Source organism: Streptomyces sp. GESEQ-35, assembly GCF_017948485.1.
GTDB lineage: Bacteria > Actinomycetota > Actinomycetes > Streptomycetales > Streptomycetaceae > Streptomyces.
On record NZ_JAFFSX010000037.1, the window covers coordinates 60,968 to 81,952 of the forward strand.

The following is a 20,985-nucleotide window of genomic DNA, read 5'->3' on the forward strand; positions in this document are numbered from 1 at the left end:
TGCGTGCCCAGCGAGCTCACCTCGCAGAGTGAGCCTTGTCGACAGCCCTCGCCAAATGGGCATCGACCAGGCCGGGTGAGCCAGAGACAACCACCAGGACGTTGCCGGTGCGGATCGCCGTCTGCTTGATGACGCTGCGGTGCCCGCCTGCGGAGAAGGTGAGCAGTTGGCTCCACTGGTCGTCGCCGAGGTCCGGCGCCGTCGACTTCGCGGTGCCCATGTCGACGACAGTGCTGCCGGACGCCACCTGGTAGGAGGGGCAGGAAAGCATCGCGTCGAAGACGTTCCCGATGCCCTTGGACAGCTTCGTCGGCCTGTCGCTGTACAGCTCTTCGCTCACCTCGGAGGTGCTGCTGCCGGAGTAGGTGAAGGACACCTTCGCCTTGCGGGCGAAATCGAGGCCAGAGCCGGTGACCGCGTCGCTGCCGAGCTTCTCCAGCCCAGGGCAGCCGATCAGCGTGACGTCGTCGCTGCGGCGAGCGGGCTCGGGCTTGCGGGTGTAGCCCTCGCCCAAGTCGCTCTCGTTCAGCAGCCGCTGGTTCAGCTGGGCCGAGGACAGTGGTGCCGACGCCGAAGCAGTGTCGCCATCCCGACGTGCGGGCGCGGAGGAGTCGGCGGGTTCCGTGTGGCTGGCGCAGCCGGTCAGAGCGAAGACGGTGAAGGCGGCGCTCAGGCCCAAGGTGATCGTGGTGGAACGGCGCATGCAAACCCCTTGGTGGTGCGAGACGGACGGTCTGACCGGGTCGGCCCTCCAGGCGCCGACGAACGCAGGGCAGGGAGAGGGGTTTCGGGATCTCAGCGGCCGAGGTGCCGCAGACCGTCCTCGAGGGTGGGGTGGAAACGGTCGACCGGGCCGGAGTTGCGGTTGTACCAGGCGGTATCCAAGCGCGGCTCGTTCGTCTCGTGGCCAGCCGGACAACGCAGCCATACCGAGCCGTCACGCATGTTGAAGACGGTCCAGTTCCGGTACGCACCGCAGTGACACGAGTGGACTTCGCCGTCGATGACGAGCGGCAGGTCCCAGCGCATCATGAAGCCCGAGACGTCCTGGCGGGTCGGTGCCCGGAACTCCGGTGGCAGGAAGTCGGGCAGCACCGTGGCGTCGGTCGGCGCGGCCGGGGTCGGCCCAGCGGCCGGGACGGGAGTCTCGGGCCACTCGGCGTGCATGGCCAGCAGCGCCTGGCCGGCACGCTGGGCATCACGGAACTCTCGGTCCGCTCGGTTGCGTCGGAACATGCGGAGGCTCCTTCTGTCACTGATGGGCACGGGAAAGCGGATCTCTCAAAGGAAGTCGGCGTCGAGCAGCGCAAACCACTCCAGGCATCGATCAGCTACGGCGCACTATCCGAAGTCGGCCGCTAGCGCCCTCGGGCAAAGTGCGGCGGGGCACCGGGACCGGCGAAGCGAGCGAGGAGGCGAACGCCGCGACCAGGTCATGGGGAACGCTGGCGCTGAAGCTGGCACACCACAAATACGGAGCGCCGAGGACGGGTTCCGCCCACGCCTGCCAGCCCATCAAGTCGGTGCGCGGATCGCCATCCTGGACGAGCGGCGGCAGCATCTCCAGCGAGATGTTGCAGGAGAAGCCAGGGTCTGTAGCGGTGGAACGAGGCCGATCCACGTCACGGATCCAGCCCCGGGCAGTAAGGGCGTTGAGGACACACTCGTGACCTTCAGGGCCGTCGTAAGACGCAGGACGCGTGCCAAGCGCGACGAGGAAATCGGCGAGCACCTCGCACGGGACGCCGCCGGTGAAGTACGCGTTCCACGCCGTCATCGCCGCGGCGACGTCAGGGCGAGCGCTGAGCTGCCAGGCCACCGGCAAGCCGCCAAGCTCAAACGGGTAGGCCGCAAGAATCCACTCAGCACCGCACAGCCCGTCCGGGCTCACGTACAGCAGGGTGTTGCGGGCCGTCGGCCACATCCGCCAGCCAAGGCCGACCAGGGTCTCACCGATCCGCTCGGCGAGGGCGCCGTCATCACCAGCCAAGTGGCGCGGAGTGACCCAGTACCCCGGGTCGTGTGCGTCGGAGCGGAAGGGGTTGTCGGGGTGGTGCGGGTGCAGGGGCGTCTCCGTAGACTCGGCGGATGGATCTTCTAGCCGGGCGTCGTACGTTGACATGGGTTGCGCCCGTGCACCAGACCTTTCGAGATCTGTCCTGTCTGCCCCAAGCGAACTGCTGTCCTTTGTCATCCAATCGAGGCGTTTGACGGCGAACTCAGTCGTTTCGGCTTTTCTGACAGTGAATCTAGTCGGAGAGGTGATCACGCTGGGGGTGTCGAATGTCGGTATCGACAGGGGTGGAGAGCACAGCCCCGTACGTCGAGGTGTCGTGTCGTGTCGCCGACAAGCGCGGGAGTAAGCAGCGTCGTCCGTTGCTGGACTGCGCGACGGCCAGGTTCGAAGACGCTGTGCCGGTCCGGCCGTTTCGGTGGTCGTGGGGTGGACGCAGTTTCCCCGGGTGGTACTGGGCGGCGACGATGGGGCAGCACGTAGGTTTCGAGTCGTGGTTGGAGCGGGACCGGCTTGTTCTCATGGACTTCGATCCTGCAGTGGTGGGGATGGCGTCCCAGCCGTTCTGGCTGCACTGGCACGACGGGGAACGTGAGCGTCGGCATGCCCCGGACTTCTTCGTGCGTCGGGTGGATGGCTCGGCGGTGGTCGTCGATGTCCGTGCCGACGACTGGATCCCTCCGCGGGATGCCGAAGCGTTCGAATTGACGCGCAGGGCCTGTGCGGAAGTTGGGTGGAGGTTCGAGCGGGTGGGGACGCCGGAGGCAGTGCTACTGGCGAATGTCCGGTGGCTGTCGCGCTACCGGCACCCCCGCTGCCGACGGGAGCCAATCACAGCTCGGCTGTCGGAGGTCTTCTCGCGGCCGGGGCCGCTGATGGCCGGGGCTGATGCGGCTGGCGATCGGCTCGCGACGCTGCCTGTGTTGTTCCACCTCTTGTGGAAGCACGAGTTGTCGGCCGAGCAGATGGACACCGAACTGCTCGGGCCGCGCACGGTCGTGCGCCGGGCTGGCGGGAGTACTGGATGACGAGCCAGGAGCGTCGGGTCCCGCCGACGGCGCGGATCGCGGAGTTCCCTAAGAAGGCTGCTGAACAGGCCAGTTGGTGGGAAGGACACATCCTGGAGGTGCTGCACGGGTTGTCGCCGGATGCTCCCCATGGGGCAGTGCCGCGACCGGAGTTCGACCCTCGGCAACATTGCCTGGCCGAGCGGGAGCGGGCCAAGGCCGCCGAGCTGACAGCGGCGGGCCATCGGATGACGGCCAGCGGCGTCAAGCAGCGGCGCCAGCGTTATCAGCGCGACGGGCTGGTCGGGCTGGCGGATGGCCGGTGGGCCAAGAAGCTGCCGGACTTCGGCCAGATTTCCCCGTTGGTGGTCGAGGCAATGAGGCAGGCGATCGCCGAGACGTCCGATGCCTCCTCGAGGACGGTCCGGTTCACTATCTGGCGGACGAAGGAAATCCTGGAGTCCCGCGAGGATGCCGACGGCATCGAATTGCCTACGGAGCGCACGCTTTATCGGCTGTTCGACAAGTTGGCGGTCGGCACGCACGCGACCGGTTCGGCGAGGACACGCCGCTCGTTGCAGGCGCGTCCGGCCGGCCCGTTCGGGGAGGTCCCGGCTGTCGCGCCGGGCGAGCTGATGCAGATCGACTCCACTCCGCTGGACGTTTTGGTACGGCTGGACGATGGCATCGCGGAGAAGGTCGAGCTGACCGCGCTGGTCGACATCGCGTCCAGGTCGATCACGGCGGCGGTGCTGCGTCCGACGACGAAGGCGGCCGACGCCTCCGCCCTCCTGGCCCGCAGCATCACGCCGGAGACGATGCGGCCGGGGTGGCCACAGGCGCTTCGGATGTCCCGGTCGGTCCTGCCGCACCGGCGGCTGCTGGCCTTGGACGAGCGGTTGGAGCGTGCGGCGGCGAGGCCGGTGATCGTTCCGGAGACGATCGTCTGCGATCACGGCAAGGTGTTCATCTCGCACAACTTCCGTGCCTCCTGCCGCTTCTTGGGCGTCTCGCTGCAGCCGACGCACAAGGCGTCGCCCTTCGAGAAGGGCGTGATCGAGAAGACGCTGGGATCGGTGGCGACGCTGTTCGCGCAGTTCGTCGCGGGGTACACCGGCCGCTCGGTGGAGCGCCGTGGCCGGCATGTGGAAGACGGGCCGTTGTGGTCCTTGCCCGAGCTGCAGGACCTGCTGGACGAATGGATCGTCGGTCTGGCAGAACCGGCCGCACGACGCGCTGCGCGATCCCAGCACGCCGAAGCGAGCGTTCTCGCCGAACGAGAAGTACGCGATGCTGCTGGAGTCGTGCGGCTACGTTCCGGCCCCGTTGAGCGGCCAGGACTATGTCGAGTTGTTGCCGGAGCGGTGGCACGCGATCAACGCCTACGGCATCCGGATCAAGCGCCGCACCTACGACAGCCCGGAGTTGAACCCGCTGCGCCGTCAGCACTCCGGGGTCGAGGAGAAGAAGGGCTTGTGGGAGATCCACTACGACCCCTACGACATCTCCAGGATTTGGGTACGCGACCGCCGCGGTGAGAGAGACCGGTGGATCACCGTCTTCTGGCGGCACCTGCACCGCGTCGGCGTCCCGTTCGGTGAGATGGCCTGGGACCACGCTCGTCGGCAGGTTCCGAACGACAGCGAAATCCAGATCGCGGAAGCGGCAGCCGCCCTGCTCAAGCGCGCCCACGACGGCCCTGCGGGCGAGAAGAGCCCTCCGGTCAAACGATCAAGGAAGGATCGCCGAGTCGCAGCCCGCACCCGAGCGACCGCCCCGAACCGGGAGATCTCTGATCCACCGGCCGAGAGCGAGCCGATGGACGAGGACACGGCGGACTCCGCGCTGGCAGAGGTCATCCCGCTGGGCCTGTTTGACCCGCTGGCCGATCCTTGGAGGCGCACGTGACCATCTCCAAACCGGCGGCCCGACGCATCGTGCTGCAAGAGCCCGACGCCGAGGCCGACCGGCAGCTGAACACGTTGACTGGATGGCGCAGGTTCATCGACGGCCCACCCACTCCCCCGGTCTTGGCGTCGCGCGGTGCTTGGCAGCAGATGAACCCAGTCAAGCGGGATCTCTATGACGAGTCCCGCCTTGACCATCACGCGCGGATGCTCACCGTCGCCACCCCGTTCGTCGAGCGGACGGCGATCTGCGGCCGTCGTCTGGTGCTGCTGAACCGGCACGCGATCAGCGCCCGCCGCGGGCTGATCGTTTCCGGCCCGGCGGGAACCGGAAAGACCATCGCCATCGCGCAGTTGGGGCGCTCCCATGAACTCCTGGACGGGCCCGGCACCCCCATGCCACAGACCGGATTCCGGTCGTCTATGTCACCGTCCCGCCCGCCGCGACCGCCCGGATGATCGCGACCGAGATCGCACGCTTCCTGGGCCTGCCGGTGCGGGCCCGCTCGAACATGACGGACATCATCGAGGCTGTCGTCGGGGTCTGCACCGACACCCGCACCGCTCTGGTGCTGGTCGACGAACTCCACAACATCTCGCTCACCAGCCGCCACGGCGCCGAAGTCGCCGACACCCTCAAGTACTTCTCCGAACGCCTGCCCGCCACCTTCGTCTATGCCGGCATCGACATCGACGAATCCGGGCTGCTGTCCGGGACACGCGGCGCCCAGATCGCCGGCCGCTTCACCCTGATCCCCTCCCGCCCCTTCCCCTACAACAGCGAATGGAAGGGCCTGGTCGCCACCATGGAAGACACCCTGCGGCTGCACGAACACCGCTCCGGCACACTCACCGACCTGGACCGCTTCCTGCACAACCACACCGGCGGCATGATCGGATCTCTCTCCCACGCAATCCGCGGAGCCGCCCTCGACGCCATCCTCACCGGCACCGAGAAGATCACCAAGAAGAGCCTCCAGGCCATTCCGCTCGACCACACCGCCCACACGACGGCGTCGATGGCCACGAAGACCGCTACGTCCCGATGAACAGTGAACTGCCGCCTCGGTTCGCGCCGCTGCCGGTCCGACTCCGCCCCTGCTTCGGAGAATCCACCAACTCCTACATCCGGCGCCTGGCCCGCGCCAACCATCTCCAGCCCAGCTTCCTGCACTGCTATCTCTGCGGCCCACCGCAGTGGTTCGGCAGGCCGCTCCTCGAACACCTCGCCACCACGGCCGGCCACTCGCCCGAAGCACTCGAACGCGCTCTCGCCGACGCCAACTCCCTGGGCGGCACAAACAGACCACGTCGACGCCTCCCCAGGAGGAATCCCTTCGCCGGACGCCAGGACCTGGCCCACCGCATCGCCCAAGAGGCCCTCAAGGGGACGCAGATCCGCACGCTCGCAAAGCGCCACAACCTCCGCTGCTCGGACGTCCGCTTCGCCCTGGAGGTCCCACGCCTGACCACCGCAGAGACGAATCAGGTAACCGACCCCATCACAAGGGAACTCGCCGACCTGGTCGAGGGCATGATCGGCAGGAAGCTCAACGGAAGGCAGATCTGGACAGAACTCATGGACCACCACGACTACTTGGTCACATACGACAGCATCCGCCACTACATCCGTTACACGCGACCCCGAATAGCGTCAGCACGAGCAGACTCGGTGACATCCGCCCCAGTCGATCCAGGTCAACTGGCTGTCCACGGTGTCCATGCTAAGTAGTGCCTGTTGGTACCGAAGACGCTGAGCAGGCCACTGCCGGCCAGGCGGGTACGGGGACTCCGGCCGGTGGACAGTGATCGCCTACTTCCAGTGTCGGGCCAGTATTCAGTCCACTGCAGTGCGAGTGGCCCTGTACTGGCCCGCAGGCGCCAGCTCGGATGGACACCAAGTCCGCTGGCACCATGCGAAAGGCTCTCGATGACCATGCCGCGAACCCGTTCGTTCATGCAGGTCGATGTGTTCTCCGCACAGCCCTACGGCGGCAACCCGGTCGCGGTCGTGCTGGACGGCACGGACCTGACGGATGAGGAGATGCAGCGCCTGGCGCGTTGGACGAACCTGTCCGAGACCACATTCGTACTGCCCCCCACTGCCGCGGAGGCGGACTACCAGCTCCGGATCTATACGCCCGGGGGCGAGCTGCCGTTCGCGGGGCATCCGACCCTCGGTTCTGCGCGGGCCTGGCTGGAGGGTGGCGGAACGCCACAGCACGCCGACCGGATCGTGCAGGAGTGCGCAGCCGGCCTGGTCACCGTGCGCCGTGGGGACGGCTCACTGTCCTTCGCCGCCCCGCGCAAGGTGCGCGAAGGCGCGCTCGACGACGCGTATCTGAACCAGATTGTCGCGGCGTTCGGCATCACTCGGGAGCAGGTGCTGGCCCACCAGTGGGTGGACAACGGGCCTGGCTGGGCGGTGGTCCAGCTGGCCACCGCGCAGGAAGTCCTCGCCCTCGAGCCTGACCTGTCTCTCATCCCGACCGCGATGGTCGGCGCGATCGGGACCCACCCCGAGGGGTCCTCACACCGCTTCGAGATGCGCACCTTCGCCCCTGGGGCGGGCGTTCCCGAGGACCCGGCTTGCGGCAGCATGAATGCCGGCGTCGGGCAGTGGCTCACCGCCACCGGCGGCGCCCCCTCCGCCTACCGGGTCTCGCAGGGCACCCGGCTGGGGCGGGCCGCCAGCATCGAGATCACCGCCGATCCGGACGGCACCGTCTGGGTCAGCGGCGCCACCACGGTGTGCATCCGCGGCACCATCACCGCGTGACAGTCCCACCGCCCGCGCCGGCGCGGCACCCACCGACTCCGGTCATGGGACGACCGTCACCGTGGGTCGCGCGGGCCGCAGACAGCTGGGCTGTCATGCCGCGTCGAGTGTCTTCATGATGACGAAGCTGTTGACCGTGCCGACGCCGGGCAGGGCGGCCAGCTGATTGGCGTGGAAGTCCTCGTAAGCGGGCAGGTCGGCGACCTCCACCTGCAGCAGGTAGTCGAAGTTGCCGGTGATGTGGTGGCAGGCGGTCACCTCCGGCAGCTCCATCACCTGTTCCTCGAAGGCGACCACCGCTGCGCGGGTGTGCCGCATCAGCCGCACCCCTGCGAAGACGCGCAGCCCGCGGCCGACCGCCGCAGGGTCGATCAGCGCCCGGTAGCCGCGGATGACCCCGGTCTCCTCCAGCTGCCGTACGCGCCGCAGGCATGGGGAAGGCGTCAGTCCGACGCGGGCGGCAAGCTCGTTGTTGCTGATACGGCCGTCGCGTTCGAGTACGGCCAGGATCGAGCGGTCCACTTCATCCATGGCAGCAGGATATTGCTTGAGAGACTTGTGTAGCGCAAACAGATGCCGCGCTTGGACGCAAGATACTGCCAAGGTTGCTGGCAACCGGGTCAGGGTGGCGTCACCGGCAGCCATGCTGGTTATGGACATAGCGTCGAATTCCGGAAGGGCAGCCATGCCGGGCAAGAGCACCGTCACCGTTCACACCGACCGTGAGATCCACTCCAGCCGCGCTGTCGCGCCGCCCATCTACCAGACGGCGGCGTTCTCGGCTGAGGACGCGGCCACGTTTGCCGCCGGCGCCGTCGAGCCGCGGGGCGCCGACTTCTATACCCGCTTCGGCAACCCCAACCACGCTCAGGTCGCGGCCGTGGTCGCGGAGCTGGAGGGCACCGAGGCCGCGATGGTCACCGCGTCCGGCATGGCCGCGATCACCACCGCGGTACTCGCTCTGGTGTCCGCCGGTGACCATGTCATCGGGCAGAAGTCCACCTACGGCGGCACCGCGTCGGTCCTGCTCAATCTGCTGCCGCGCCTGGGCGTGTCCACCACGCTGATCGACCAGACGTGCCCCGAGAAGTTCGAGAAGGCCCTCACTCCCAAGACCCGGCTGATCCTGGTGGAGACACCGAGCAACCCGCTGCTGCAGATCACCGATCTGCGCGCCGTCGCCGACCTGGCCCGCGCGCACGGTGTGCTGACCTTGGCGGACAACACCTTCGCCACCCCGCTGAACCAGCGTCCGGCTGACTTCGGCATCGACGTGGTCTGGCACAGTGCGACGAAGTACCTCAACGGCCACTCCGACGTCTCCGCCGGGGTGCTGGCTGGTCCGGCGAAGATCCTGGACCGGATCTGGGACACCAGCCTGCTCACCGGCGCCACCCTCGGCCCCATCGACGCCTGGCTGCTGCTGCGCGGCATACGCACCCTGCCGCTGCGCGTGCCGCGGCACAACGACAACGGCCTCGCCCTCGCCGAGGCACTGAGCAGCCACCCGGCTGTGGAGCGCGTGCACTACCCCGGCCTGGCGGCCCACCCGCAGCACAAGCTGGCCGTCGACCAGATGACGGGATTCGGCGGCGTGCTGAGCGTCGAATTCACCGGCGGATACGAGATGGCCGACGCCTTCCTGTCCCACCTGCGCTATCCGCGCCGCTCGGCCAGCCTGGGCGGTGTCGAGTCCCTCGCCGTGCACCCGGCGTCCATGTGGGCCGGAATGCTCAGCGACGACCAGATCACTGACGCCGTCCCGGCGGGCCTGGTACGGCTGGCGGCCGGCACCGAGGACACCGCCGACCTGGTCGCCGACGCCCTGGCCGCGGCCGACGCCCTGCACCACTGACCGTCCCGACATTGCGGGCCTCCGCCCGGTCGGCGCGGGTGAACGTGAACCACAGAAGCAAAGGAGCCCTGTCATGAAGACCCTGCTCTCTGGCGGCACCGTCGTCAGCATGGACCCGGCCATCGGGGACTTCGAGCGCGGCGACGTACTCATCGAGAACGGAAAGATCACCCATGTGGCCGAGCAGATCGACGCGCCGGACGCCGAGGTGATCGACGCGTCCGACCGGATCGTCATGCCCGGCTTCGTCGACAACCACCGCCACGGCTGGCAGACCGCGTTCCGCGGCGCCGGCTCGGACTGGACGTTTCCCGAGTGGGCGGTGGCCATGCACGGCACCGTCAAGCCGCACTACCAGCCGGAAGACGTGTACCTGGGTACCCTGCTGGGCCGCCTTGAGGCCCTGCATTCCGGCGTGACCACGATGCTGGACTGGTACCACGTCGCAGGGGGCCCGGAGCACGAGGACGCCGCCATCGCTGCACTGCGCGACATCCCCGCGCGGTCCCTCTTCTGCCTGGGCGCCAGCTGGGGCTCCGCCGACTGTGTGGACGACGCGATCCGCCGCGTCCACGCCGACCTGGCCCACGACCAGCTGGTCAGCCTGGTGTGGGGACTGCGCGGCCCGGAGGACACCGGCATGGATGCCTTCGCCGGGGAGCTGAAGCTGGCTGCGGAACTCGGCCTGCGCACCAGTCTGCACACCGGCTCCGACGGCACCCAGCGCCCCATCGCCGACCTGCACGAGCACGGCCTGCTGCGGGACACCACTACGTTCGTGCACGGCAACGGCATCAGCGACGAAGAACTGCGGATGCTCGCCGACGCGGGCAGCTCGCTCTCCATCAGCCCGGACGTCGAATTGAAGATGGGCTTCGGCAACCCGCTGACCGGCCGTGCACTGGCCGCCGGCCTGCGCCCGACGCTCTCCGTCGACGACGTCCCCTCGGTCGGCGGCGACATGTTCTCCACCATGCGTACCGCCTTCGCGGTACAGCGTGGCCTGGACGGCGCCCTGAACTCCCGCGACCTGCTGGCATTCACCACCGTCGACGCCGCCGCCTCATGCGGACTCGACGCCCGCACCGGCAGTCTCACCCCCGGCAAGGACGCAGACATCATCCTGCTGCGCACCGACGACATCACCGTGTTCCCGGTCACCGACCCGGCCGCCACCATCGTCTCCGCCGGGCACCCCGGACTGGTCGACACCGTGCTCGTCGCCGGCCGCGTGGTCAAACGAGACGGAACCCTGCTGGACGTCGACCTGCCCACGCTCAAGACCCGGCTGATCGCGTCCCGCGACCGCATTGCCGCCGCGGCAGGCGTCCCGCTCGACGGCACCTGGCGTCCGCAGCCCGCGCAGTAGTCGCATCCACCCCTCCGCAGCAAGAGATCACCCGCCGCCCTGATCCACTACGACATGAGGAAGGAGCCCGGCTGATGAAACTCGTCACGTTCACCACCGGCGAGCGCGCCGCGCTCGGCACCGTCGACGACGAAGGACACGTACGCGACCTGAGCAGTGTGCTCGGCAACCGCACCCTGCTCGACGTCATCGACGACTGGGAAGACCTGCGACCTGTCATCGACACCGCGGCCGGCCTGCCGACCGTGGTCTCGCCCCGGCTGCTCGCACCGATCCCGCAGCCACGCCGCAACCTGTTCGCGGTCGGCAAGAACTACCGCGACCACGTGGCGGAGTTCGGCCGCTCCGGCTACGACCAGCCAGAACACTCCGGGGCGCTGCCGACCGTACCGGTCGTCTTCTCCAAGCTCCCCTCTACGGTGATCGGACCGTACGAGGACATCGACGCTCACCCCGCGGTCACCTCCGAACTCGACTACGAGGCCGAGCTGGCCGTCATCATCGGCCACGGCGGGCGCGGCATCCACCGCGAACAGGCGATGGATCACGTGTGGGGCTACACGATCATCAACGATGTCACCGCGCGAGACCTGCAGCGGGACCACCAGCAGTGGCTCCTGGGCAAGTCACTCGACACCTTCGCCCCGATGGGCCCCTGGGCGGTCACCGCCGACGAAGTCGGCGATCCCACACGGCTCGTGGTCTCCTCCACCGTGAACGGCGAGCCCCGCCAGAAGGCACCCGTCGCCGATCTCATCTTCGACATCCCGGGCCTCATCAGCACCATCTCCGCGGGAATCACCCTGCACAGCGGCGACATCATCGCCACCGGCACCCCCGCGGGCGTCGGCCTCGGGTTCCACCCGCCGCGCTTCCTCACCCCTGGTGACGTCGTCGAATGCGCGATCACCGCACTGGGCACGCTGCGCAACACCGTCAGCACGCAGCCGAAGGACGGTCCCTGAACCAATCGCGCCGCGGCTTCCTGGCTTTCGCCGGCACAGGACTTGCCGCCTTCGCCGCGGCGATCTCCACAGACAAGCTGCTCGCAGGCACATCCCCCACCGAGCAACCACGCACCCACAAGGACGACTCCATGCGGCACATCTCAAGCGGCCGACACCATGCCACCTTCGAATTCGGCGACCTGACCGTGACCTCACTGCGCGACGGCTACGTCGACATGCCGCCCACACGGCTGCGTGACGCAAGCGGACACACGCTCGATCAGCTGCCCGACACCGTCCCGCTGGTCGACGGGAACCTCCGCCTCTCAGTCAACGCGTTCCACATCACCGACGGGACAGCATCCGTCCTCATCGACACCGGCGCGTCCAACGCCTGGCATTCGACGATGGGATCGCTCTACGACGCACTGGACGAAGCCGGAATCGATCGCGGCGACATCACTGACGTAGCGATCACCCACAACCACGAAGACCACGTCAACGGACTCATCACCCCCGATGGCTCCCCAGCGTTCCCCGACCTCCGACACGTGTGGATCGGCGCAAGCGACGCAGCAGTGTTCACCGGACGGCTCGAACCGGTCGGCGACCGAGTCGCCCCCATCACCGACAAGATCGCGATCAACAACTGGGTAATGGCCGTCCCAACGCCCGGCCACACCCCCGGGCACACCGTCTACGAGGTCAGCAGCAGCGCCAGCCGACTCCTCGTCTGGGGCGACACCGTACACGTACCGTCACTGCAATTCGCCCAGCCAGAGGTCTCCTGGGAACTCGACGGGGCACAGCCCCAGGCACGAAATGCACGGACCGCACTCCTCGAACAACTCACCACCCCCGGGTACTTCGTCGCCGGCGCCCACCTGGACTCACCCGGAGTAGGACGCGTGACACGCAACGGCACCGGCTACGCGCTGGAGTACCTTGCTCCGGCGCACGCCTGAAACGGCAAGCACGCACCTGTGACCGATCCAGCGATTCGCCACCAAGCACAGCGCGGACGAAAGCCGAACCGGAAAACCTCGACACGAGCGGCCTCGTTGACATTCAACATAGTCGGCGCAGGTCAGCGCACGGCACCCGACTAACTTCGTTGTCAAAGGACAACTGCTGTCCGTTGACAGCTGTAGGTTCTCAGATCCCGTGGCATTTTCTCAGTCGTGATGTCATGTGACTGGCCGAACTGACACGTTGAGCATCGCTGGCCACTGCCGTCACTCGTTTGAGGACTCCGTTGCCAGCGGGATACCGCACCGCGGGCAGCCGTTTGCGTGGTCGCCCTGACAGACATAGCCGATGGCGCCATCCACGCACCATTCGGCGGCCTCCTCGGACAGCAGGTCAGGCCCGGCAAGGAGCAGCCGACGAAACTCCGTGGTGTCCGCAATCTCGGCCGGCCGGTTGGTGAACCACTCGTCGAACCAAGGTTTGTCCCGGTGTATGCGCCAGTGCGCATTCTCCCGGTCGTCGACAGCCGTAAGGAACCGATCGACGATCTGCCCCCAACTCGGTCCTCCGAACCAGCCGTTGTCGGTTGCGCAGAAGGATTCGATCAGGGTTCGCAGGCCGAACTCCTTCTCGTGAAGGCAGTACCTTCGCCCCCATGAGATCGCGACCTGTGCCATCCCCGCGAGTTCTACGCGCGGATCAACCTCGTGTGCCGGGTCGTCAGGGTTGTGGCAGGCCAGCCCGAGCTCGAGCACAGATTGCCCGGTCGGTAGAACTCGGGACGGGTTGACGATCGCGAGACCGAGACCGATCCAGTCGACATGGTCGAACGACAGCATCGAGCGCACGAGTCGGGTGGTTGCCGTGTTGATCCGCATCATTGTGCCGTCGTGCAGCGGACTCTTCCCGGCATGCCAGTTCTCGACGGGTGTGTTGCGCCACACGGCGAGCGTGATGCGGGTGGCAGCGAGCCACAGCAGGGCGTCGTCGTCGAGGTGCCCGAACCGCTTGGCGCACTCCTGGGCGCCGTAGGTGATCAACTCTTCCGGTTTCGGCCACCTGTGGCTGTCGGGCCCTTCAGGCGCGTACTCGTAGTCGTCGGCGTACTCGTCGAGGATCGCGCTCAACTCGGCTGCGCTGTAAGCCTCGCTGTACTCGGAGCTGTCCGGCTCCTCGACGGTGTACATGTCGTGGTCCCAGGAGACGTACACGTCGCCCCAGAGCACGACGTCATCGCACTCGCTGGCGTTGTCCGTCACAACCGGCCTGATGGTGATCGGGGCAGTACGCCCGTCGGTTCGCTCGCCGTCCTTCTCGGCGGCCCATGCGGTGATGACCCCGAGCGGCTTCGGAAGGAGAGGACCGACCTCGGTGATGCTGAACGGCTCGTCGTCGTCATCGGTGTGGAACCGGCTGTTGACGAACGCGACCGCCTCGGAGGGCGTGCTGACGATGGACTGGGTACCACTCTGGTTGTCAACCACTCGCCACAACGCGCTGTTCTTCACGATGCTCTCCGATCGCGGTGAGTGCACCCGGGGCGGGTGCGATGCGCCGGATCGCTCGGCACTGACTCCAATTATGGGCTGATCAACCCGTCCGTAGTCCCGCAGGCGCTTGTCGGCGACGACGCTCGGGACGTGCAACGAAGGTGTGTGAGTGGGTGGAACGGATGGTTGCCGATGCTGGTTCGTGACGCCCCGGGCCGCGTTGCAGCCTGCTGGACAGCCTGAGGAAATGACACCGATCTGAGACAGCCGCCTGCCGACACATCGCGAGACTCAAGGGAAATATCCAGGTCACAGGGTCGGCGCCTGACACTGAAGTTGAGAACCTACAACAGCATGGTTAGTCCGCTGCCGGTCTGTGACCTTGGCAGACTAATTTGGTTGGCAAGAAGCTCCCCTGGCTGGCCTAGGTCGTCACCGACCACGGGGAGTTCGGCAGGTTCGCTGCGAACCACTCGTCAGCCAATGCCAACACCCGGTCAATATGCACGGCATCGAAGAACTCGAAGCCCATCACCGGTCTGACGCCCTGATCTGCCAATCCGCTCAGGACGTGCCGCTCGACGTTGAGGGCTGCGCCGATGGGCAGGTCCGTTATGAGCCTTCGGACTTGATCCAGACTGTGCTGGCTGCGGTGCGTGTCTAGCCGCCCTCGGCCGTCACCCGAGGAGATTCCGGGCTTCACCATGGCCTCGCCAGCCACCACGTAGTACACAGTTGGTTCGGGGCGAATGCCCGCTCCCGCGCATCGAACACACAACAACGCGCGCTTCAATCCGTTGTTGATGCTCACCGAGGTCAGGTGCCCGGCAACGCAGCAGAGGCGCACGGCCTGGAGAACCCGGTCTGACATGGCATCCAGGATCATCGCGTTCTCTTCGCGAGCGCGACGTCTGAACTCAACGAGCTTGGGCGTCTGAGAAATGCTCGCACACGTAACGCAAGGGCCTTCCGCGCCGCCGGCGCCTGGGGTGAATCCGTAACCGCCCTTCCGCAGGGGGGTCGGTGAAGCCATTGCGGTGATCGCCGCGTACTCAGGCCAAAGTCGTTTCACTGCGGAAGCGGTGAGGGTGAAGTCACGCCAGGTGTGACCGTATGCAAGCCCGTAGTCTGGCTCGCGCCTAGGGGTTCGTGGATCCATCGCGGTGATGGTGAACTCGTGCCCCTGGAGGCAGCAAACCTTCTTCGTCGGATACCCGTTGGAGGATGCGGCGTCGGCCAGGATTCGGGGTCAGCCTCGATGGCGTAGGCAGCGAACGATGCGCGGGCAGCTTCCTCCCACTGCTTCCGCGCGCAGTGCTCGCACTCCTCTAGCGCCATAGAGAAGGCTGCCAGCTGCGGATTTCCCGGCACTGCCATGTGCTCCATCCCCGCTTCCAGATGGAACACCTGTCCTTCAGGTGCCTGGAGAATCGTGCTGCCGAGCTTGGGATGCAGTGCGGTGATGGGTGTCACCTGAGTCGTATGTCCAGCGTCGCAGGACAGCGTCACGTGGTCCCGGACGCCACTCGGCTCGCTCCGTACCGCCCAGCCCAGTTCGTATGCCCGCGTGGTGAAGAGCGCCATGACGGCCGCCTCGGCGCGAGCATGCAGCCGGGCGGAGCGCATGGCATCCTCTGGCGAGAGCGTGGCGGTCTGTGTGTCGTCACTCATGTAGTCCCCCATCTCAACAGGCGCATCGGCTGAGCGAGCGTCTCGAGGGGGCGAGGGTCGCATGGCGCACTGACAGCGGGCTCAGGTGCTCGCCCGGTTCGTAGACGCTGCCGACACACGGCCCGCGCGGGGGCCCACCCTGGATCGGCAACGGGCTGTGGTCAACCTCCTCGCCGAGGTGAAAGTTCAGTAGGGCGAGAAGGCGAAGCGGCTGATTTCGCGGTCAAACGCCTCGATTCGATGACGAAGGGCACCTGCCTGCGGGGGCGGCGTCGCCACCGTTCCACCAGTTGTCCGCTGTCATCGAAGAGAGGTGTTTGACAGCGACCCTAGTCGCGAAGGGCCCTCGCCACCTTGCAGAGTAGTCATCGCTTCCGGCGGTGGCGAAGGAAGACGGCAGCGAGATCTGGCAGTTCCCTGGTGACGGCGACGATGTCGGTCCGATCAGCGCGGCTCAAGGCGACAAGACAGACGACTGTGGCGCAGATGAGGCCGAGTAGGAGTGCGAGCGGAAGAAGTAGCCACACTTCGATAGGCACGATTGATCTCCACGGTTGGTGGGCCGCAGGATGTCCCCTGCGGATGACGGGCAGGTCCGGGAAGGAATCACCGTGCCTGTGCGGCCGCCCAGCCTTGGGTGGAATCGGTCGTGGCGCGAGCTGCCGCGCGACGTTCTTCGGCTCGGACGGCGAGACGACGGGTCTTGCGACGGACTCGTTCACCGAACGCAGTCGGGTCAGAGGCGCCGGCGTGGGCAGCAGCCTCGGTCCAAGTTGCGCCGTCACCGGCAGCCAAGGCGACTACGACCAGACGTTCCTCCGACGTCAGGTGGTGCACGATTCGTAGGAGGCGGTCATCGTGGATGGCCATGCCGAGGCAGGCGTCGGACAGGTTGGCCCGGTCGGCGACGAGGTCATAGAGGCACAGGCCGTCGCCGAGCGGTGCGTCCAGGAGTAGCAGTCGGGAACGCCGGACCCGGCGGCGCCACAAAGGGACGAGTTGGCGGTGGATCGTGTGCGCCTCGGCGCGCAGCTGGCCAAGGGCCTCTGGTGGCAGACATCCGCGCTCGTCCAGTGGCCTGGTCCAGTCACCCATCAGGGCGGTGGAGACCGCCTCGCACCAGCGTGTACTCCGGTTCACCCCCAGAACGCGGGCAGCGAAGTTCTCTACCTTGTCCTGTCGATTCTGGAGCGCGTCGGCGCGTGCCTCCAGCGCCGCCATCAGATCGGGTACGGGCCCTTCGGTGTCCTTGACCCAGTCCGTGTTGTAGCGGGCGTCCTCGCCAGCACGCAGCCGCACTGTGACGCCTGGGAGGGCGATAGGTGACTCGGGTTCCAGGGCGGCCATGACGGCGTCCACCGCGGGCTCCCGGATGATGTCTCGCTGATGGCGCTGTACGAGACCGCCGTCGTCAGTCTCGTACAGGAAGGCCCCCACAGGGAGGCCCGTCTCCTTGTGGATTCCGCCTGAGGTCGCGCGGACGCGAACTTCGTGGCTCTGGACGTACCACATCGGAGGGATCGGTGGGAGTACCGGCTTGTTGAGGACAGATGCGGACGACGTAGCGGTGGTGGAGAGAACGAGATCAGGCACGGTGGGCTCCTGGGGTCGGTTCAGCAGCTTCACCTCTTCGGTCCCGGCAGATGCCCTGAGCGGCAATAAATCTTGGACGGATTCTGCAGACGGTCGTTGGTCCATCACACGGTAGTTGCGGGCCGAGAGAGTCGCCTGCGACTCAAGGATGTGCTCTCGCTCTCCACGCCGCCGGGCGGAACCGCTGCCTGATTAGATGGCGTCCCGCCGAGTGGTGTAGCCGATCAAGCAGGCGGAATCCCCAGGTCGCAGCCCAAAAGTCCTTCGGCGGCGGCCCTGTTGAGGCTCCCCGAGCCGGGACCGGTGGTGGTCACACGACGGCACGCAGCGGCACGTGTGGGACGGCTCTGAAGCGGAGGCGACAGATCGTGATCGGCTACACCACGACGGGGGACACGACCCCTGATTAGGCGGCGCACGCCGTTCACCCTGCACGACTGGGTTCTGTGTCAACCGCCTTGATTGGTTGGCGAAGGACAACTGCTGGTCTCCGCAGTCCACTTGACGCGTCCGACAGCTACCGAGTCGTAATCCTTGGTTACGGCGTTCCGGTGGCCGCCCGTGACGCGAGCAGAGCGCGTCGATCGATGACCATGCTGCGCCAGCGTTGGCGTACCGTCTGCTGCTCGTCGAGCCACCGTGCGCGGGAGGGGTCGTCGAGCGGGAGATCGGCCATGAAGTGGGCGATGTCGACGTAGTAGGCGTAGTAGCCCTCACGGGTCAACTCACGGAGTCGGCTGATGCTGGAGGCGGCGCCCACCTGGTCGTCGCGGATGGCGTGGTGGAAGGCGCGCGCCAACTCGAGCTTGGCCTGGACGAAGAGCAGACCCGACGTACTGATCTCTGCGGCCAGCACCTGTGCCCGGTCCTCGACTCCCGTGTCCGTGCCGGCGTCGCGCAGGAGCGCTGCGATCCGTACGTCCAGAGTCGCGGCGCGCAGGTCGACTCGGGACAGGAGATGCTCGCCGAGGTCGATCTCATCATCCGTGGTGGGGTCGGTCGTGAAGGCGAGTGTGAAGGCCCGCATAGCCTGTGACATGGCGGCCTCCCCGCTCTTGCCGTGCTCCTCACCCTCCGCGCGGGCCGCCCCGAAAGCCTCCGCAGCCAAGGCCATGTCGCCCTGTACCCATCGCACGTCGCCCACGACGCGATGGTGCCGACCCGCCCAGCCCAATTGCTCGGCGACCTCAAGCACGGTCGGGAAATCACCGGCGAGCCGGGAGAGATGGGCGAGCCCACGGCGAGCGTTCGCCGCGAGACGTCCGCCACCCGCGGCGACCAGCTGCATCCCCTGGCGGGATCCCTCGGTGTGCCCGAGGTCGCGCTGCGCCTTGGCCCGGTAGTAGATGGCCACCTCGTGAAGTTCCGCGGGCAGCAACCCAGTGTCAGCGACTGCGACCAGGCGCTCCACGGTGCGGGCGCGGTTCTCATGCTGCCTGCGGGCGAGCGCGCTGAGCAACTCCACAAGCACGTCAGCGGCTGTGGCCGTGACACCCTCCGCTTCGGGGCTGGCGGCCAGGTCGAGCGGCTCCCATACGGAGTCGCCGATGTACGTCCAGGCGGCCTCGATGAGCCAGCCGAGGTCGAGACGGTAGTCGCGGGCGATGGTTAGTCCCTGGCGCAAGCAGCCTACGAGGAGCAGGCGATCGTGGTCCGAGCCACTGCTCCACTGCTCCCCGAGGGCGATGAGCGCCCGGACGGCGGCCTGCTGCCAGTCGGCCGGAGACCACCGGTCGTCGGTCTGGTCGTCGGCGCCCCGGATCGTCGCGCGGATCAGGGCGTGCAGGTGGAAGGGCCACAGGCCGAACGGCGTCTCCCGTACGAAGGGACGCTCGACGAGCCGCAGCGCCGGCGCCTCTTGGGGCAGACCTGCGGCCCGGGTCGCCAGGGCGACGTCGAAGGAGGAGAAGAGGCTGGCGGAACGCAGGACATGGCGCTCAGGGGCGGTGAGGTCGGAGAGAGTGCGGGCGATCAACGCGGGGAAGTCGTGGTCGAAGTCGGCTGGCTGTGGGGTGTTCCCGCTGCGTCGGATCTCCAGGAACCTCATCACGGAGAGGTCCAGGTACAACGGCAGACCGTGCGAGCGCTGCCCGATCACCCTGCGGATAGCATCGCTGATGAGAGGGCGGCCGTTTACGGAGAGGCGGCGGGCAAGGTAGTCGTCGCAGTCCTCGAAAGAGAAGTCGCCGATCAGCATCTGCCGTTCACGGCTACGGGCAGAGGGCTCGGTGCGCGCCCGGGGAATGTCGTGAACAAGGAGGCCGGGCCAGGCGGAGGGGCCGGTGAAGTCGAGCTGGCCCTGAAGGGCTTCGTCGGCCCACTGCAGGCGGGAGCGTCCGGTAATAACGAAGAAGGCGTTCGGCATCAGCCACACCAGGCGCTGCAGGAGCCGTTCGAAGTCCCGATGGGTACGGTCTCCGATCTCCTCGAAAGCATCCAGCAAGATCACCGGAGTCACCTTCTTCGCGGCGGGTAGCCGGGCAAGCTCCCAAGCGAGCAGGTGCGGGTAGTAGGACAGAGAGTCCAGATCCGGTTCGCTCTCCAGGAGATCGGCCAGGCGCGCGCAGCCGGAGAGCGCCCGCACTGTCTGTCGACGTTCGCGCAGCGCTCCTACGAGGGCCCCGGTCACCTGCCCGATCGCAGAGCCCACCGTGCCGGGCAGCAGCAGGGCTTGGGCGACGTCGGCGAGCGCGGACTGCATCTGCTGCGGCAGCGCCTTCCCGAACCGGGCTGCCAGGCCCCCGCGGTTGAGGAAGTCCTCCAGCGGATCCCCTGGATGCTGGTGCTCCCAGTAGCGGCGCAACGCCAAATCGAAGGCAGGCAGAGGCCGGCCGATCCCGGCCAGCGCGAGGCGCACGCTGAGCACGACCTTCTCGAAGTCGGGATTCGCGGAGCGCGCGAGATCGATCCGTACGGGCAGGATCCGCGCTCCGCCCCAAACGGGGGCGCCCCATTGAGCGGGGCGCTGCCCCGGGTCGACGAGGGACGCCTCGAACTTGCGCGACAGAGTGGACTTCCCGATGCCGCCGATCCCATGGAAGACGACGACGTTGTCCCGAGCGGCCTCCAGGTCATCGGCAGCAAAGGCAGGGCTGTTGACATGCCGTACGTGCTTGGTGAGCGCAGTCACCACGAATCCCCACTGCGCCTGCCGGTTTGTGAACGCCTCCGCGGCCCCGAGCGTGCGGTCGTTCGTACTGAACAGCGCTCGCAGATCCCGACTTGCCACACCAGCCCCCACCGAAGGTCACCAGCTGCCAACTTATGCCCGCCCCAGTCCTGTTGGGGAAGGATCCCTGAAGACGGCCGCGCCCGCACCAGGGCGCACTGCCACCGCATGACGGCTGACTGGGGTGACCATCGCGTCTGGACCAGATGTCGCGC

General features: G+C 67.2%; 16 protein-coding genes and 2 pseudogenes. 10 read left to right on the forward strand and 8 right to left on the reverse strand.

The genetic code is table 11. The features are described 5' to 3' along the window. Positions 1–16: 16 nt before the first annotated feature. From KCH87_RS44385 to KCH87_RS44395, 3 genes are all read right to left on the reverse strand, one after another. A complete protein-coding gene (locus KCH87_RS44385) occupies positions 17–703 on the reverse strand; it encodes a hypothetical protein (RefSeq protein WP_210593654.1) in 687 nt (228 codons plus the stop codon). A 92-nt stretch (positions 704–795) separates the two neighbouring features. Next, positions 796–1,236 carry a hypothetical protein gene (locus KCH87_RS44390; protein ID WP_210593655.1) on the reverse strand — a complete coding sequence of 147 codons (441 nt, stop codon included), beginning with the start codon at positions 1,234–1,236 and terminating at the stop codon, positions 796–798. Positions 1,237–1,327: 91 nt separating this feature from the next. Next, positions 1,328–1,990 (reverse strand): DUF317 domain-containing protein, encoded by a 663-nt coding sequence (locus KCH87_RS44395; protein WP_247197735.1) that lies wholly within the window; start codon positions 1,988–1,990, stop codon positions 1,328–1,330. A 293-nt stretch (positions 1,991–2,283) separates the two neighbouring features. Between KCH87_RS44395 and KCH87_RS44400 the strand changes: the two genes are divergently transcribed. The 6 genes and pseudogenes from KCH87_RS44400 to KCH87_RS44420 all read left to right on the forward strand — a co-directional run bounded on the left by KCH87_RS44400 (position 2,284) and on the right by KCH87_RS44420 (position 7,707). Then, positions 2,284–3,042, forward strand: a complete 759-nt coding sequence (locus tag KCH87_RS44400) for a TnsA-like heteromeric transposase endonuclease subunit (protein ID WP_210593657.1) — start codon at positions 2,284–2,286, stop codon at positions 3,040–3,042. 1,269 nt (positions 3,043–4,311) lie between these two features. After that, a pseudogene (locus KCH87_RS50875) lies at positions 4,312–4,500 on the forward strand (integrase); the annotation flags it as partial. Positions 4,501–4,623: 123 nt separating this feature from the next. Beyond that, the gene (locus KCH87_RS50880; protein WP_374199103.1) at positions 4,624–4,929 is read left to right on the forward strand and encodes a hypothetical protein; all 306 of its coding nucleotides are present in this window, start codon (positions 4,624–4,626) and stop codon (positions 4,927–4,929) included. After that, a pseudogene (locus tag KCH87_RS44410) lies at positions 4,926–5,977 on the forward strand (TniB family NTP-binding protein). The gene KCH87_RS50880 and the pseudogene KCH87_RS44410 overlap by 4 nt, the downstream one beginning before the upstream one ends. After that, positions 5,974–6,660 (forward strand): hypothetical protein, encoded by a 687-nt coding sequence (locus KCH87_RS44415; protein ID WP_210593658.1) that lies wholly within the window; start codon positions 5,974–5,976, stop codon positions 6,658–6,660. Before KCH87_RS44410 ends, KCH87_RS44415 begins: the two are co-directional and overlap by 4 nt. A 198-nt stretch (positions 6,661–6,858) precedes the next feature. Next, on the forward strand, positions 6,859–7,707 hold the full coding sequence (locus KCH87_RS44420) for a PhzF family phenazine biosynthesis protein (protein WP_210593659.1): 849 nt from the start codon (positions 6,859–6,861) through the stop codon (positions 7,705–7,707). 93 nt (positions 7,708–7,800) lie between these two features. On the opposite strand, the gene KCH87_RS44425 is transcribed toward KCH87_RS44420, so the two are convergent. Next, entirely contained in the window at positions 7,801–8,238 is a 438-nt protein-coding gene (locus KCH87_RS44425; RefSeq protein ID WP_210593660.1) for an Lrp/AsnC family transcriptional regulator, read from the reverse strand. 154 nt (positions 8,239–8,392) lie between these two features. Here KCH87_RS44425 and KCH87_RS44430 point away from each other — a divergent pair, with 154 nt between their 5' ends. From KCH87_RS44430 to KCH87_RS44445, 4 genes are all read left to right on the forward strand, one after another. Further along, positions 8,393–9,562: a PLP-dependent aspartate aminotransferase family protein gene (locus tag KCH87_RS44430; protein ID WP_210593661.1), complete on the forward strand. Its 1,170-nt coding sequence runs from the start codon at positions 8,393–8,395 to the stop codon at positions 9,560–9,562. 73 nt (positions 9,563–9,635) lie between these two features. Then, positions 9,636–10,931, forward strand: a complete 1,296-nt coding sequence (locus KCH87_RS44435) for an amidohydrolase family protein (RefSeq protein WP_210593662.1) — start codon at positions 9,636–9,638, stop codon at positions 10,929–10,931. Positions 10,932–11,005: 74 nt separating this feature from the next. After that, positions 11,006–11,896, forward strand: coding sequence for a fumarylacetoacetate hydrolase family protein (locus tag KCH87_RS44440; protein ID WP_210593663.1), 891 nt, complete (start codon positions 11,006–11,008; stop codon positions 11,894–11,896). Positions 11,897–12,027: 131 nt separating this feature from the next. Next, entirely contained in the window at positions 12,028–12,843 is an 816-nt protein-coding gene (locus KCH87_RS44445; protein ID WP_210593664.1) for an MBL fold metallo-hydrolase, read from the forward strand. 270 nt (positions 12,844–13,113) lie between these two features. Here KCH87_RS44445 and KCH87_RS44450 read toward each other — a convergent pair whose 3' ends face one another. The 4 genes from KCH87_RS44450 to KCH87_RS44465 form a co-directional block, all read right to left on the reverse strand. Next, positions 13,114–14,331 (reverse strand): hypothetical protein, encoded by a 1,218-nt coding sequence (locus KCH87_RS44450; RefSeq protein WP_210593691.1) that lies wholly within the window; start codon positions 14,329–14,331, stop codon positions 13,114–13,116. A gap of 430 nt (positions 14,332–14,761) precedes the next feature. Continuing rightward, positions 14,762–15,223 carry a hypothetical protein gene (locus tag KCH87_RS44455; RefSeq protein WP_210593665.1) on the reverse strand — a complete coding sequence of 154 codons (462 nt, stop codon included), beginning with the start codon at positions 15,221–15,223 and terminating at the stop codon, positions 14,762–14,764. A gap of 1,391 nt (positions 15,224–16,614) precedes the next feature. Further along, entirely contained in the window at positions 16,615–17,445 is an 831-nt protein-coding gene (locus tag KCH87_RS44460) for a hypothetical protein (RefSeq protein WP_210593666.1), read from the reverse strand. Positions 17,446–18,139: 694 nt separating this feature from the next. Then, positions 18,140–20,830 (reverse strand): ATP/GTP-binding protein, encoded by a 2,691-nt coding sequence (locus KCH87_RS44465; protein WP_210593667.1) that lies wholly within the window; start codon positions 20,828–20,830, stop codon positions 18,140–18,142. Between the last annotated feature and the right edge of the window lie 155 nt (positions 20,831–20,985).

Coding starts and splice junctions, on each gene's coding strand:
- KCH87_RS44445 (WP_210593664.1), top strand. CDS start 12,028: ATGCGGCACATCTCAAGCGGCCGACACCATGCCACCTTCGAATTCGGC.
- KCH87_RS44430 (WP_210593661.1), top strand. CDS start 8,393: ATGCCGGGCAAGAGCACCGTCACCGTTCACACCGACCGTGAGATCCAC.
- KCH87_RS44435 (WP_210593662.1), top strand. CDS start 9,636: ATGAAGACCCTGCTCTCTGGCGGCACCGTCGTCAGCATGGACCCGGCC.
- KCH87_RS44425 (WP_210593660.1), bottom strand. CDS start 8,238: ATGGATGAAGTGGACCGCTCGATCCTGGCCGTACTCGAACGCGACGGC.
- KCH87_RS44400 (WP_210593657.1), top strand. CDS start 2,284: ATGTCGGTATCGACAGGGGTGGAGAGCACAGCCCCGTACGTCGAGGTG.
- KCH87_RS44385 (WP_210593654.1), bottom strand. CDS start 703: ATGCGCCGTTCCACCACGATCACCTTGGGCCTGAGCGCCGCCTTCACC.
- KCH87_RS44440 (WP_210593663.1), top strand. CDS start 11,006: ATGAAACTCGTCACGTTCACCACCGGCGAGCGCGCCGCGCTCGGCACC.
- KCH87_RS44420 (WP_210593659.1), top strand. CDS start 6,859: ATGACCATGCCGCGAACCCGTTCGTTCATGCAGGTCGATGTGTTCTCC.
- KCH87_RS44415 (WP_210593658.1), top strand. CDS start 5,974: ATGAACAGTGAACTGCCGCCTCGGTTCGCGCCGCTGCCGGTCCGACTC.
- KCH87_RS44455 (WP_210593665.1), bottom strand. CDS start 15,223: ATGATCCTGGATGCCATGTCAGACCGGGTTCTCCAGGCCGTGCGCCTC.
- KCH87_RS50880 (WP_374199103.1), top strand. CDS start 4,624: ATGGCCTGGGACCACGCTCGTCGGCAGGTTCCGAACGACAGCGAAATC.
- KCH87_RS44390 (WP_210593655.1), bottom strand. CDS start 1,236: ATGTTCCGACGCAACCGAGCGGACCGAGAGTTCCGTGATGCCCAGCGT.